Source organism: Maritalea myrionectae DSM 19524 (assembly GCF_000423365.1).
GTDB classification, from domain to species: domain Bacteria; phylum Pseudomonadota; class Alphaproteobacteria; order Rhizobiales; family Devosiaceae; genus Maritalea; species Maritalea myrionectae.
This window is the reverse complement of the sequence record NZ_AUHV01000002.1, coordinates 860,206-874,454: the sequence shown is the minus strand read 5'-3', so window position 1 is coordinate 874,454 and position 14,249 is coordinate 860,206. Positions and strand designations below refer to the sequence as shown.

General features: G+C 55.6%; 11 protein-coding genes. 7 read left to right on the top strand and 4 right to left on the bottom strand.

The window, feature by feature from the left end; translation table 11 throughout:
- Nucleotides 1-31: 31 nt before the first annotated feature.
- The 6 genes from cobW to G549_RS0104535 all read left to right on the top strand — a co-directional run bounded on the left by cobW (nucleotide 32) and on the right by G549_RS0104535 (nucleotide 7,416).
- Nucleotides 32-1,081, top strand: coding sequence for a cobalamin biosynthesis protein CobW (gene cobW / locus G549_RS0104560; protein ID WP_027834030.1), 1,050 nt, complete (start codon nucleotides 32-34; stop codon nucleotides 1,079-1,081).
- On the top strand, nucleotides 1,081-4,794 hold the full coding sequence (gene cobN / locus G549_RS0104555; RefSeq protein WP_027834029.1) for a cobaltochelatase subunit CobN: 3,714 nt from the start codon (nucleotides 1,081-1,083) through the stop codon (nucleotides 4,792-4,794). The genes cobW and cobN overlap by 1 nt, the downstream gene beginning before the upstream one ends.
- Nucleotides 4,791-5,420: a cob(I)yrinic acid a,c-diamide adenosyltransferase gene (cobO, locus tag G549_RS0104550; RefSeq protein ID WP_036220984.1), complete on the top strand. Its 630-nt coding sequence runs from the start codon at nucleotides 4,791-4,793 to the stop codon at nucleotides 5,418-5,420. Before cobN ends, cobO begins: the two co-directional genes overlap by 4 nt.
- A gap of 331 nt (nucleotides 5,421-5,751) precedes the next feature.
- Complete coding sequence (locus G549_RS0104545; protein WP_036220982.1) at nucleotides 5,752-6,648, top strand: ornithine cyclodeaminase family protein; 897 nt, start codon at nucleotides 5,752-5,754, stop codon at nucleotides 6,646-6,648.
- A gap of 74 nt (nucleotides 6,649-6,722) precedes the next feature.
- Nucleotides 6,723-7,016 carry a GNAT family N-acetyltransferase gene (locus G549_RS0104540; protein ID WP_027834026.1) on the top strand — a complete coding sequence of 98 codons (294 nt, stop codon included), beginning with the start codon at nucleotides 6,723-6,725 and terminating at the stop codon, nucleotides 7,014-7,016.
- A 10-nt stretch (nucleotides 7,017-7,026) separates the two neighbouring features.
- On the top strand, nucleotides 7,027-7,416 hold the full coding sequence (locus G549_RS0104535) for a rhodanese-like domain-containing protein (protein ID WP_027834025.1): 390 nt from the start codon (nucleotides 7,027-7,029) through the stop codon (nucleotides 7,414-7,416).
- Here G549_RS0104535 and G549_RS0104530 read toward each other — a convergent pair.
- Together G549_RS0104530 and G549_RS0104525 are read right to left on the bottom strand one after the other, a co-directional pair.
- Complete coding sequence (locus G549_RS0104530; protein ID WP_027834024.1) at nucleotides 7,413-8,255, bottom strand: GNAT family N-acetyltransferase; 843 nt, start codon at nucleotides 8,253-8,255, stop codon at nucleotides 7,413-7,415. The genes G549_RS0104535 and G549_RS0104530 overlap by 4 nt on opposite strands.
- A gap of 12 nt (nucleotides 8,256-8,267) precedes the next feature.
- Complete coding sequence (locus G549_RS0104525; protein WP_027834023.1) at nucleotides 8,268-8,753, bottom strand: Lrp/AsnC family transcriptional regulator; 486 nt, start codon at nucleotides 8,751-8,753, stop codon at nucleotides 8,268-8,270.
- Nucleotides 8,754-8,863: 110 nt separating this feature from the next.
- Here G549_RS0104525 and G549_RS19035 point away from each other — a divergent pair, with 110 nt between their 5' ends.
- Nucleotides 8,864-12,253 (top strand): indolepyruvate ferredoxin oxidoreductase family protein, encoded by a 3,390-nt coding sequence (locus tag G549_RS19035; RefSeq protein WP_156905474.1) that lies wholly within the window; start codon nucleotides 8,864-8,866, stop codon nucleotides 12,251-12,253.
- Nucleotides 12,254-12,594: 341 nt separating this feature from the next.
- Here the strand turns inward: G549_RS19035 and G549_RS0104515 are convergent, their stop codons facing one another.
- Nucleotides 12,595-13,098, bottom strand: a complete 504-nt coding sequence (locus G549_RS0104515; RefSeq protein WP_027834022.1) for an AAA family ATPase — start codon at nucleotides 13,096-13,098, stop codon at nucleotides 12,595-12,597.
- A 65-nt stretch (nucleotides 13,099-13,163) separates the two neighbouring features.
- Nucleotides 13,164-14,243, bottom strand: a complete 1,080-nt coding sequence (locus tag G549_RS0104510; RefSeq protein WP_027834021.1) for a 2Fe-2S iron-sulfur cluster-binding protein — start codon at nucleotides 14,241-14,243, stop codon at nucleotides 13,164-13,166.
- Nucleotides 14,244-14,249 lie beyond the last annotated feature (6 nt).

The following is a 14,249-nucleotide window of genomic DNA, read 5'->3' as shown; positions in this document are numbered from 1 at the left end:
GACGGTGAGGCAAATGCCTCAAGGAGCAAAAATGAAAAAGATTCCAGCAACGGTGATCACCGGTTTTCTTGGCGCGGGCAAAACAACCCTTGTGCGCCATGTGTTGAACAATGCTAAAGGCAAGCGCATCGCCTTGATCATCAATGAATTTGGCGATGTCGGCGTGGACCGCGACGTGCTGCAAGGCTGTGGCGACGAAGCGTGCAGCGAAACTGATATGGTCGAGCTGGCCAATGGCTGCATTTGCTGCACCGTGGCCGAAGATTTTATTCCCACCATCACCGCCCTGCTGCAAAGCGACAATCGCCCAGATCACATCGTGATTGAAACCTCCGGCTTGGCGCTGCCGCAACCGCTTGTGCGCGCCTTTAACTGGCCTGAGATCAAAGCCGACGTCACCGTCGATGGCGTGGTCACCGTCGCTGACGCGTCAGCCCTTGCGGCGGGCCGTTTCGCCTCAAACGAGGCGGCGGTAGATGCCCAGCGCCAGCAAGACGAAATGCTCGACCATGAAACCCCATTGGGCGAATTGTTCGAAGATCAATTGATCTGTGCCGATCTCGTATTGCTCAACAAATCCGACCTTGTGTCGCCCGACGATTTGGAAAAAGTCGAAGCCGCCATCCGCAAGGAATTGCGCGACGGTGTAAAGCTGGTACGCACCCACAAAGGCGAAATTGATATGGCCGCCTTGCTCGGCATTGAAGCGGGCAGCGAACTGGATATGGATGGGCGTAAGTCCCACCATGAACATCATCATGAAGATGGACACCACCATCACGAACATGATGATTTTGACAGCTTCTCCATTCGCCTGCCCGCTGCGGCAGACAAGGTGCAACTGGGGAATGCGATCAGTAATGTGATCAAGGATTTCGACATTCTGCGCCTCAAAGGCTTCGCGGCCATTAAAGATGCACCAGCGCGGCTTTCCGTGCAGGCCGTCGGTCCGCGCGTCGACACTTATTTTGATCGGCCTTGGACCAGCGACGAGGAAAAACAAACCTCGCTGGTGGTGATTGGACAATCGCCATTGGATAAGGCCGCAATCTCAGAACGGCTCGAAAAAGCCTTTTCCTGATGCATTTATTATCAGCCCAAGCTGGGGCCATCCAGCAAGAGGGGGAGGCGATTGACTTAGGCCAATCGCCTGCGCCGCTGCTCATCCTGTCGGCAGCCGATAGCGAACTGGCTGCCTTCGCAGGCGCGGTTGATGCCCAAGGCGCTGATGATGTGCGCCTCGCCAACACCATGCGCTTGAGTCACAATTATTCCATCGACCTCTGGCTCGACGACACAGCACAACATGCCAAATTGATCGTGGTGCGCGTGCTCGGTGGCAGGGCCTATTGGACCTATGGCGTCGATCAACTCACCGCCATTTGCGCCGATCGCGGCATCGAACTGGCACTTCTGCCCGGCGATGCCAATCCGGACCCGGATTTGAAAAGCCGCTCGACCATTGATGGCGAGATTTACGACCAATTGCATCAAGCCTTTATCGCAGGCGGGGCGCAAAATCTAAGCAGCTTGCTCACTTTTCTGCGTCACCGCGCCAAAGGCGAAGCAGCAGAGTTGCCCGCACCACAACCCGCCCCCAATGCCGCCATCTGGCACGAGCGGCAATTGGTGAGCAATATAGATGAAATCACCGTCGACCCCGCCGCAAAATATGCCCCCATCATCGCCTATCGCGCCCTGATGGATGGCGGCAATCTGCGCCCCATCGAACGCATGGCAAGGGCAGCGCACAAAGAGGGGCTGACCCCGCTGATCCTGCTGGTGACCAGCTTGAAACAGGCGGAACCCGTGCAGTTTGCCCAAAAACTGTTCGCGCGGTTCGACCCACAAGTAATCCTCAATGCCACCGGCTTCGCCCTGGGCGTCAATGATCTCAGCGATGAAGATAATCCCTTCGCCCATACCGACGCGCCGATCCTGCAATTGGTGCAGGCGGGCCGTGCTGAGGAAGTGTGGCAGGACGATATTCAGGGCCTCAACGCCAAAGATTTGGCGATGCAAATTGTGCTGCCGGAACTGGATGGTCGTGCAGGCAATATTCTGATTGCCCACAAGGCGCAAAACATCTGGCACGATGCCAGCGAGTGCCCACTATCCGTCAACGAACCCCATGTCCCGGGCATTGACGCCGCCGCCAAGCTGGCGAAAAACTGGGTCACCTTGCGGCAAAAGCAAGTTGCCGAGCGCAAGGTCGGCATCGTGTTGGCCAACTATCCAATCCGCGATGGCCGCTTGGCCAATGGCGTCGGCTATGACGCCCCGGCCTCAACGCTCAATATTTTGCAGTTTTTGCAAGAGGCGGGGTACGCGCTTGATCAATTGCCCGAAAGCGGCAATGCGCTGATTGAAATGCTGCAAAACGGCCCCACCAATGCCGCCCCAAAACGCGGCATCAGTCAGGCGCAGATAACTCTAGAAAATTATAGAAAACTCTATGAAATTCTGCCTGAAACTCTAAAAAATTCTATTGAAGAACGGTGGGGAACTCCAGAAACTGATCCCTTCTTCCGCGATGATCATTTTGAGCTGCCCGCCATCCAATTTGGCCATGCGGCCATCTTGATCCAACCCGCCCGTGGTTATGATTTGGATGAAGAAGCGATCTATCACGATCCCGATCTGGTGCCGCCCCATGGCTATCTCGCCGGCTACTTCTGGCTGAAGCACCAATTTGCCGCCGACGCACTGATCCATAATGGCAAGCATGGCAATTTGGAATGGCTGCCGGGCAAAGCCGTCGCGCTTTCTGACGCGTGCTACCCGCACGTGCTGTGGGCGCAACTGCCGCATTTTTACCCCTTCATCGTCAACGATCCGGGCGAGGGCACACAGGCCAAACGCCGCACCGGGGCGGTAATTATCGACCATCTGACCCCGCCGCTCACCCGCGCTGAGACCTATGGCCCGCTCAAAGATCTCGAAGCGCTGGCGGACGAATTTTACAACGCCTCCGGCATGGACCAACGCCGCATCAAAGACTTGAAGCAGCGCATTTTCGACCTATGCGCCGACACCAGCTTGGCCGCCGATATGGGGCTGGGTGACGCGCAAGACGATGACGCCTTGCAAACCATCGACACCTTTTTGTGTGAACTGAAAGAAGCGCAAATTCGTGATGGATTGCATATACTTGGCCAAGCACCAGAGGGGCGGCTGAAGCACGATCTGCTGGTGGCGCTCACCCGCGTGCCGCGCGGCAGCGAACGCGATCAGGACCATTCCATCATCCGTGCGCTGGCCGATGATTTGGGCCTTGGCTTCGATCCGTTGTCGGCCGAGCTGGGCAAAGAATGGACAGGCCCGCGTCCCGAAATCTTGCAGTCCCAACTGGACGAGAATTGGCGACATACGGGCCACACGGTGGAACGGCTGGAACAACTCGCCTTTGCCCTTGTCGCTGGCGAGATTGAGCCCGACGCGGACTGGACCGCGACCCGCGCCATTCTCGACGCGATCCAAAGCGACATCGCGCCGAAGCTCGATCAGTCCGGCGCGTTGGAAAAAGCCAATCTGCTGCGCGGGTTAGACGGCAAATTTGTGGCCCCAGGCCCGTCCGGCGCACCAACGCGCGGGCGGTTGGATGTGCTGCCCACAGGTCGTAATTTCTATTCGCTCGATAACCGCGCGGTGCCCACACAGACCGCATGGGAGCTGGGCGTAAAGTCGGCCGAAAATCTGGTCACCCGCCATTTTCAGGATCATGGACTTTATCTCAAATCCATCGTCCTGTCGGTGTGGGGCACCGCCAATATGCGCACCGGCGGCGACGATATCGCCCAAGCCCTGGCGTTGATCGGGGCCAAGCCGAAATGGGATTTCGGCTCCACCCGCGTCAGCGGTTATGAGATCATCCCGCTGGCGAAAATGAACCGACCGCGCGTGGATGTGACCCTGCGCATTTCAGGCTTTTTCCGCGATGCCTTCCCGGCGCAGATCGAACTGTTTGACCGTGCCATCCGCGCCATTGGGGCGCTGGATGAACCGGAAGACATGAACCCGATCGCCGCCCGCATGCGCAGCGATGCACTGCAGCTGATGCAGAAGGGTCGTGATGAAGACGCCGCCGCCATGGAGGCAGGCTATCGCATCTTTGGCTCCAAACCCGGCAGCTATGGCGCCGGGCTGCAAGGCATTATGGATTCGGGCCGCTGGAACGAGCTGGGCGACATTGCTGAAACCTTTCTCAATTGGGGGCAATATGCCTACGGCACCAAAGCCAATGGCACCGTGGCCCGCGGCGCACTGATCAACCGCCTGAAAAATATTGATGCGGTGGTGCACAATCAGGACAATCGCGAGCATGATCTGCTGGACAGTGATGATTATTACCAGTTTGAAGGCGGCCTAAGCGCCACTGCCAAACATTTGCAGGGGGTCGCCCCGGCCAATTATCACAATGATCATTCGCGCCCGGAGCGCCCAGTGGCCAAAACGCTGGAGGAAGAAATCGCCAAGGTGATGCGCTCCCGCGTGGTGAACCCGAAATGGATCAATGGCGTCATGCGCCATGGCTATAAGGGTGCGTTCGAAATCATCGCCACCACCGATTATATGTTCGCCTTTGCCGCCACCACAGGTGCGGTCAAGTCGCACCATTTTGATCTGGCTTTTGAAGCCTTTGTGCTCAATGATGAGGTGCGCGATTTTATTCAGGCCAACAACAAATATGGCTATGATGAGTTGATTGATAAATTTAACGAGGCGGTGCGGCGCGGTTTTTGGTCGCCAAAACGCAATTCGATCTATGCATTTCTCGATGGAGGGAACGGATGAGCAAAAAAACTGACAATATGACAGAAGATGAATTGAACGCCCGCCACGCGGAAAAAATGAAAAAGAAAAAGGCGGCGCGCGACAAAATCATCGCCACCAAAACCATCGAGAAAGGCCTCACCATCGTCCATACTGGCAAGGGCAAAGGCAAATCCACAGCCGCCTTCGGCATGGTGTTCCGCGCCCTGGGCAACGGCATGAAAGTGGCTGTGGTGCAATTTGTAAAAGGCAAATGGGGCACGGGCGAACGCAACGTGCTCGACAAATTCCCCGATCAAGTGTCCCTCGCCACCATGGGCGAAGGCTTCACCTGGGAAACTCAAGACCGTCAACGCGATATAGACGCCGCCCGCGCCGCCTGGGAACAGGCGAAAAACTTCATTCTGGATGATGAGCACGATATGGTGCTTTGCGACGAGCTGAACATCGTGCTGCGCTACGATTATCTGCCGATCGAGGAAGTGCTCGAGGTGCTCGATAAGAAGCCTGAGATGAAACACGTGATCATCACCGGCCGCAACGCCAAGGATGAGCTGGTCGAGGCCGCTGATCTAGTGACCGATATGACGCAGGTGAAACACCCGTTCCGCTCTGGCGTGAAGGCGCAAGTGGGGATTGAGTTTTAGACGGCCAGCGCAATAGCGCTGTGTTTTAAAGTAGGCGAAACCGCGACGGCACCACCCCGTATTTGTTGCGGGGTCCCGGATCAAGTCCGGGACGGCCACAGATGGTTTCGGTGCCCAACGCAAAGGCTGCGCCCCACCCTTAATCCCTCCCCACGGCGGGGGAGGGAAATAGGCCCTGCTGATTTGATGGGGCGAGCACCTAAGGCGATGCGCCCTCTTCTCCCTCCCCTTGATGGGGAGGGCCGGGGTGGGGTGCTCCAAAACGATGGCGGGTCTTGCGTGAGCCCGGACAATGTCCCAAAGTTCAAAAAATCATCAATAGGACCCCACCATGCGCCTCCTGACCGAAGCCGAACTGAACAAAGTGCCGATGTCCATTCTGGTCGACGCCGTGCGGGCGCAGATCGTTGCGGATGCTGAGGGGTGCGCCGTCGCGCCGCCGCGCCATAATGTGGATTTTGGCGATGGCGGGCTGACCTTTACCTGCGGCGGCAATGACACGCTGGCCGGGTTTCGAGTGTATGACACTTTTCCAAAAGCCGAAGGGGTCGACGAAGATCAGGTGGTGATCGCTTATGATCGTGCCGCCGCAAGGCTCAACGGCCTGTTTGTTGGTGAGCGGCTGGGCGCGCTACGCACCGGCTGTTTGGGCGGTGTGGCGGCAGATGTGATGACCGCGAAAAAGCCGATCAAAAAGCTGGGACTGATCGGCACGGGCACCCAGGCCGAAACCCAATTGCTGGCCATTGCCGCTGTGCGCGAGATTGAACAGGTACAAACCTTTAGCCGCAATGCGAACAAGCGAACCGCGTTCGCAGAGCGGATGACCGCGCAGCTGGGTGTTTCCGTTGCGGCAGTGGACGACCCGCGCCAAGCGGTGATGGATGCAGACTTTGTGGTGCTGGCCACCAATGCAGCCGAACCGGTGATCGAAACCGATTGGCTTGGACAAGGCTGTCACCTCACCACGTTAGGTCCAAAATTCAAAAACCGACATGAATTGCCGTTGGATATTTTGCCGCGTGTGCGCAGCTGTGCGTCCGATAGCCCACAGCAAATCGCGGCCCAAGGCGAAAACCACATGTTTTTCGGGCAGTCTCTTAACATTCAGCATTTGGGCGAATATCAGGATGAGCGGGGGCCAGGAGACCTGACCTTGTTTCTTTCGGCCGGTTTGGCGGGTACCGAAGTTGCGCTTTTGTCGGCAGCAATTGATGCCTTGGCATAAAACAAATGTGATGCAACATCTGGCGTGCCTATGCATTATGGTACTGAGAATAGTGATCATTCACGGAGTATATTATGGCCGATTTGGAACATGACGTGCAATTTGAACAGTCCGGCAATCGTGGCCGTTTCTTTATCAATCTTGGCGGTGGGCAGGAGGCTGAAATGACCTTTTTGGACCGCGATGGTACCTTTGTGGTCGACCATACCGGCGTGCCCAAACCCTTTGAAGGCAAGGGGATTGCCCTTGAACTGGTGAAGGCCGGCGTTCAATATGCCCGTGACCATGACAAAAAAATTGAGCCGGTGTGCCCCTATGTGGTGATGCAGTTTAAGCGTCATAAAGACTGGGATGACATCGCGGCATAGTGGGGATGCGATGAAAACCGTCAAAGAGCTGGTCGACACCGCGACGGCAGAAATTGAAACCTTGTCCGTCGACGCGGCCAAAGGCGCTGTCGCTGCGGGCGAGGCTCAGTTTGTCGACATTCGCGATATCCGGGAATTGAACCGGGAAGGGCGCATTGCTGGCGCGGTGCATGTGCCCCGCGGCATGCTTGAATTCTGGATTGACCCCACATCGCCCTATCACAAGCCGGAATTAGCGACCGACAAAAAGCTCATCTTCTTTTGCGCCGCCGGTTGGCGCTCGGCCTTGGCCACCAAAACGGCAAAAGATATGGGCTTTAACCATGTCGCCCATATGGAGGGCGGCTTTGGGGCGTGGCGCGATGCGGAAGGTGAAATTATTGCGCCCAAAAAGAATTAACTTTCCAACTGACGCAGATTGACCATCTCAACCTCAACATTAAACCCTATTTTTTTGTAGAGCTTAGATGACGGCGCATCTGCCGCGTCTGACGACAAAAACACCGCAGACTTTTGCTTCAAAATTTTGTTGGTCATGCACCCGACCAAGGCGCTGGCTATGCCGCGTCCCCTAAAGGCCGGAACAGAATATATGTTGCCGACTTCACCATATTTGCTGCCAGCGTCGCCTAAATCTACTTTGCCTGCACAGGCGACTTTGCCGTTTCCGACTTCCCAAACAAATAGTGTTTTGCTTGAGATGGCGGTCCCGACCATAGCGTCGGCGTCGAACGGTCTTTGTGTGTTCATTTCAGTTTGCATAGCGATATACATCTCAACAAGTGCATCTCGATCACCTTTTGTTGCACATCGCAGCTTGCCTTCAACTTCTGGCGGGTCGACGGGGCTTGCCATTTCCCAATGCAATATGCGCTTGGCGAGGCGGTAGCGCACGCCACTAAGTCCGCCCAATGCATCTGCAAGGGCCAACCCAGCGAGTTGCGGGGCAAATATTCCAGGAACGTACAGCCCGTGCTGAACGAGATGTTCTGCAAGTAACGGAATGGCTCTTTTCGGCAGCGGTGACAAAATGATCTGATCATCCTGAGTAAGGCAGGCAAAGCCGATGGGTTTTGTCTCTGCATACACGGTTAAGCAGTGCCTTGTGGCCATTGAGTTGGCTGACAACCGCAAAAGGGGTCGATGCTCCAGTTCTTCAGCCAACCAAATTTTTCGGTATGCGCGGATGAATGCGTCGGGTGCTGAGGTCTCGATCAATAATTTTGGATCGTCTGCCATCTAAAGCCAGCCTTACCCTTTGTTCACAATCGCCGGGACGGCCTTTTGGAACTTGATTTTCTCCATCACCACTTGGCTGTAGGTTTTGGAAATGAAGGGCTGCCGCATCAAGCTGTTGCGAACGAAGCGGTGGAAGGCGCGCATGTCGGTGGCCAGCACTTTGAGCACATAATCATATTCGCCTGTGGTGGCGTAGCATTCCAAAATCTCCGGGATGGATTCCACGAGATGGATGAACTGTTCGATATAGTCATCGCTATGCCGCTGTAGGCTGACCTGCAGCAAAATGGTCTCCTGATATCCCATTTTTTCCGGTGAGACGGTGAGGCCATAGCCTTGAATAACACCTGATTCTTCAAGCGCGTTGATGCGGCGCCAGACGGAGGAAACGGAGCTACCCACCTGGTTGGCAATCTCTTGGTTGGAGATGCGGCTGTTCTTTTGCAGTAGCTCGAGAATCTTTCCATCAATTTGATCGATCTTGAGTGAGTTGTTCAAAATTACGCCTCATCATGAAAAAATTATGCATTTATCATGTTAATCACCTGCAAATCTGATCAGCTTTGTCAAGCAAAATAGGCGATAATACTCCTAGATTAGAGGGGGACATGATGGATTTAACAACGCTTAAACGCGATATTTTCGCTTATCCTGATTATGAACTGCGCCACGGCATGGTGGGCGAGCGGGTCTTTTTGTCTGGCACCGACGTTCTGGTGCGTATTCCCGTTGAGCAGGCCAAAATTGACCAGGCGAATGGCCTCAATACCGCTGGTTTCATTTCCGGCTATCGCGGCTCACCCCTAGGCGCGTATGATCAGGCTTTAGGCAAAGCCAAAAAAGTGCTGGATGAGCACAAAATTGATTTCCTCCCCGCCATCAATGAAGATTTGGCCGCCACGGCGGTGATCGGCACGCAAGAAGTCGCCAGCGATCCGGAAAAGACCGTCGATGGTGTGTTCGGTATCTGGTACGGCAAGGGCCCCGGCGTCGACCGTTCTGGCGATGCCTTGAAGCATGGCAACGCCCTTGGCGCGTCCAAACATGGCGGCGTGATCGCCTTTTTCGGCGACGATCATGGCTGCGTCTCCTCTTCAATGCCGCACCAGTCGGATCAGGCCGGCGAGCATTATATGATGCCGGTGCTGCACCCGGCCGGCGTGGCCGACTATATTCCGTTTGGCCTTTATGGCTTCGCCGCCTCCCGCTACACCGGCGCATGGATCGGCTTTAAAACCATCTCCGAAGTGTTGGAAAGCAGTGCTGCCATTGAAGTGCCGGAACCCCGTCGCTTCAAAGACCCAGAAGACTACACCCCGCCGCCCTTCGGCTTAAACCATGACCCCGCCACAAGTTTTGGCCCGGTTCTGGAGCAAAAACTGCTCGCCCGGCTGGACGCGATGCGCGCTTTTGCCAAAGCCAACCCGATTGACGAAGTGGCGTTTGGCGCCAAACAGCCCAAAATCGCCATCGTTGCCGTGGGCAAGGCCTTTGCTGATTTGATGCAAACCCTGCGCGATCTGGACATCAGTGAAGCCAAAGCCAAGCGCATGGGGCTTGGGGTTTATAAGGTGGGGCTGGTGTGGCCGATTGAGCCAACGGGCTATCAACATTTTATGGCGAAAGCCGAAAAATTGCTGGTGGTGGAAGAAAAGCGTGCTGTGGTGGAAACCCAGCTGAAAGAGCTGTTTTTCAACCAGCGCAACTTCACCATTATCGGTAAAAAAGACCTTGAGGGCGCCCCGCTTATCCCTGAAGCGGGTGAGCTGCGCCCCTCCATTTTGGCGCAGGTTGTTCATGAATATTTGGACCTTGAAGGCCTTCCTCCTTCCGCCTCACCTGCGCCAACTCTTGACGAGATCGACGTGGCGGGCCGAGTGCCTTATTTCTGCTCAGGCTGCCCGCACAATCGATCCACCAAACTGCCAGAGGGCAGCACTGCGCTGCCCGGCATTGGCTGCCATTACATGGCCTCCTGGATGGACCGCGACACAGGCGGCATTGTGCAAATGGGCGGCGAAGGCGTCAATTGGATCGGCATGGAAAGCTATACTGGGAAAAAGCACATTTTCCAGAATTTGGGCGACGGCACCTATTTCCATTCCGGCATGATGGCCATTCGCCAGGCGATTGCTGCCAAAGCCAATGTGACCTACAAAATTCTCTACAACCACGCAGTGGCCATGACAGGCGGTCAGGATGTTGATGGCGAATTGAGCGTTGAAGCCATCGTGGCGCAGCTCAGGGCCGAAGGCGTGGAGCGCATCGCACTGGTGAGTGATAAACCAGAACGGTTTGCTTCAGGCTTGATGCGCGGCAAAGGCTTGAGCCTTGACCACCGCAAAAACCTAGATGCCATCCAAACCGAACTACGCGATATTCCAGGCGTCACCGCTCTGATCTATGATCAGGGCTGCGCCACCGAAAAACGCCGCAAGCGCAAGCGCGGGCTGATTGAAGACCCGAAAAAGCGGGTCTTTATCAACCCCGATGTGTGTGAAGGCTGTGGCGATTGCTCGGTGCAATCAAACTGCATTTCCATCAGCCCGGTGAAAACCAAATGGGGCGTGAAGCGCACGATTGATCAATCCTCCTGCAACAAAGACTTTTCCTGCGTTGAAGGCTTTTGCCCCAGCTTTGTCACCATCGAAGGCGACGAGGAAAAAGCAACCGGCGACCAACACCGTCGCGACCATTTGCTGACCCATATTGCCAGCCTGCCCGAGCCCAAATTTGCCACAACCGGCGAAGTGCTGATCACTGGCGTTGGCGGCACTGGGGTGGTGACCGTGGGGGCCGTGTTGGCGATGGCCGCGCATCTGCAAGGCAAGGGGGCTTCGGTGCTCGACTTTATGGGCTTTGCGCAAAAAGGCGGTGCGGTGATCTCTCACCTCAAAATTTTGGAAAAGCCGGGGCTGGATACACCGGTGCGGATCGACAAGGGCGATGCCAATGCAGTGATCGCGTGCGATCTGGTGGTGGCCAATATGCCCGAGCCGATGGCCTGCCTAAACCCGAACAAAACCCACGTGATCGCCAATACGAAAATCCTGCCGACAGCAGATTTTGTGCTGCGCGGCTTGGCAGATTTCCAAGAAGAAATGCGCCTCAAAAAATTGAATGAAGGTGCAAAACAGGTGGACTATTTCGACGTGACCGATCTGTCCGTAGCCCTGTTTGGTGACAGCGTCTTTTCCAACATGATGCTCACCGGCATGGCGTGGCAAAAAGGGCAGATCCCGCTGGATGGCGATGCCATCCGCCGCGCGATTGAGTTGAACGGCAAGGCCATCGAAGCTAATTTGAACGCGTTTGAATTGGGGCGTTTGATCGCTGATCAACCAGAACTTTTTGCCGAAGATCAGGATGCTGAGTTTGAGCAAACGCTGGAGCAATTGATCGCTGATCGCGCCGACTTCCTCACCCGCTATCAAAACGCTCAATATGCCGACCAATACAGGAATACCGTGGGCAAAGTGCAGGCTGCAGAAAATGCCCTCGGCAAAACCGGTTTAACCGAAATAGTCGCGCATCAATTGGCGCGGGTGATGGCCTATAAGGACGAATATGAAGTCGCCCGCTTGCATCTTGAAACGGCCCATCTCAACGAGATGAAGGGTCGGTTTAAAGCGGGTGCAAAAATGACCTTCCATATGGCACCGCCGATGCTGAATTGGATCAAGGAACCCAATGGTCGCCCGAAAAAGTTCGCCATTCCCGGCGCTGTCGCCCTGCCGAGCTTAAAACTGCTCAACGCCATGCGCCCCTTGCGCGGCACCGCCTTTGACGTGTTCGGCATCAGCAAAGACCGCCGCGACGAACGCAAACTGCGCGATGATTATATCGCGCTGGTGGAAGATTTGGCGGCTAACCTGACCGCGGATAGCCACAGCGATGCGATGAAAAAGGTCAAGCTGGTGGATATGGTCAAAGGCTATGGTGTGGTGAAGGAGCAGGCGCTTGAGAAGTATAACAAGGCATTGGCAGAACTGGCCTAGGGGATAGGCGCGAATTTGGGGGCGATAGCACCCCACCCTTAATCCCTCCCCATCAAGGGGAGGGAAAAGAGCGTCTGTCTTGGGCAGGGCACTTCTACGTGCACTGCGTCATCCTCGGGCTTGACCCGAGGATCCAAGCAGCGCAAACCAAGAGGCACATCGCTCACTAATTGCCGCAGGAAACGCCCACCTGGATTCCCGCATTCGCGGGAATGACGGGGGTGAATGGATGCCTGAAATAACCCGACCCCGGATCAAGTCCGGGGTGGTTTGGGGAATAGGCGCGAGCTCGAATTGACCATCCAGGCCTCGAGCCGGGATCATACCTAGCGTGCACAACGCTAAAGATGTTGCGGCAAGCCGCATTGCGTCAGAATTTCATCCACCACCTGCTCAAGCGGTTGGGTTGCATCAATGTGAATGCCATTTTTCGGCACGTCGCCGCCAGAAGCGTGCAATTGGCGCACCATTTCGCGTTCGGATTCGCGACCGCCCCAATCGTCAGCTGGGCGCTTGGCCAAGCGCCGATTGAGGGTTTCAAGGTCAATCTCCAGCACAAAGACCTTGTCGAAATGATGGATAAACTTCTCAAAATTTCGGCTGCCGCCGCAGAAAAAGGTGGCTCGATGCTGTTGGCCTCGCACCAATTCTTCCACCTGTGCCACATCCCAGATATGTGTGTGGTGCCCGCCACTGGAAAGCGGTGCGCCTGTAGCGGGGTCGCCGCAATAGGCAAATACATTGTCACCATTCAGCGCGTGATAGCCGCGTTGCGCGAGCAGCTGGCAAACTGATGTTTTGCCGGTGCAGGAAATGCCTTCAATCAAATAATTATAAGTACCCATATTGCGAAGCTAGCAAATAGGGGCAAATCCATAAATAAAAAAGGAGGGCGATGCCCTCCTTAATTTTAGCTCTCGTCGAAATCCAGCGTCAGTTCGTCGCTGGTGGGGCGGGTTTGGCAGGCGAGGGTGAAGCCGGCTTCAATTTCCCACGGTTCGAGTGAATAGTTCACATCCATTTCGGCGCTGCCTTTCGCCACTTTGCAACGGCAGGTGCAGCACATGCCGCCTTTGCAGGAGAAGGGCAGTTCCAGCCCGTGCTTGTGCGCGGCTTCCAGTACTGTGTCTTCCGGATTGGAGAGGGTGAAGCTGCGGGTGGTGCCATCCAGCACCACTTCGACCTTCACGCCCTGTTCCGCCGCTTCGCGTTGTGCCTTGGTGGGCGCTTTGCGTGGGGTTTGGCCATCGGCGGGGGTGAACAATTCATAGTGGATTTTGTCGTGCGCCACGCCCATGTCTTCAAGGCTTTCGCGGGCCACTTCAATCATTTCGCCGGGGCCGCACAAAAACACGCCATCGGCGGCTTTGGGATCAATCGCACCTGTGTTCACCAAGGCCTTGATTTTATCCGCATCAATACGGCCATTCAAAATCGGCACGTCCTGATCTTCACGGCTGAGAATATGGATCAGCGTGAAGCGATCCATAAACCGGTCTTTCAAAAACTCAAGTTGCTCGCGGAACATGATGGTGCCGGTTTCGCGGTTGCCATAAACCAAGGTCACTTCCGCCTCGTCATCGCCTTCCAACAAGGATTGCGCGATGGACATCATCGGTGTGATGCCGGAACCTGCGGCGATCAACAGCGCCTTTTTCATGCCGCCAATATCGGCGACAAAACGCCCGTCAGGGGTCATCACCTCAAGCTGGTCGCCCACTTTAAGATCGTTGGCGGCGAAGCTGGAAAACACGCCATCTTCCACCCGGCGAATGCCCACCGTCAGGTCGGTGCAACCGAGGGGAGAGGAGACGGAATAAGACCGACGCACATCCTTGCCGCCAATCGTGCTGCGCAGGGTTAAATATTGCCCCGGCTTGAACGCATAAGCGTCGCGTAAATCGTCATTAAGGGCAAAGCTAATCGCTTTTGCGTCTGGTGTCAGTTCTTCAATTTTTGAAATCGTCAGTGTGTGAAACTTAGGGGTCATCTTTTT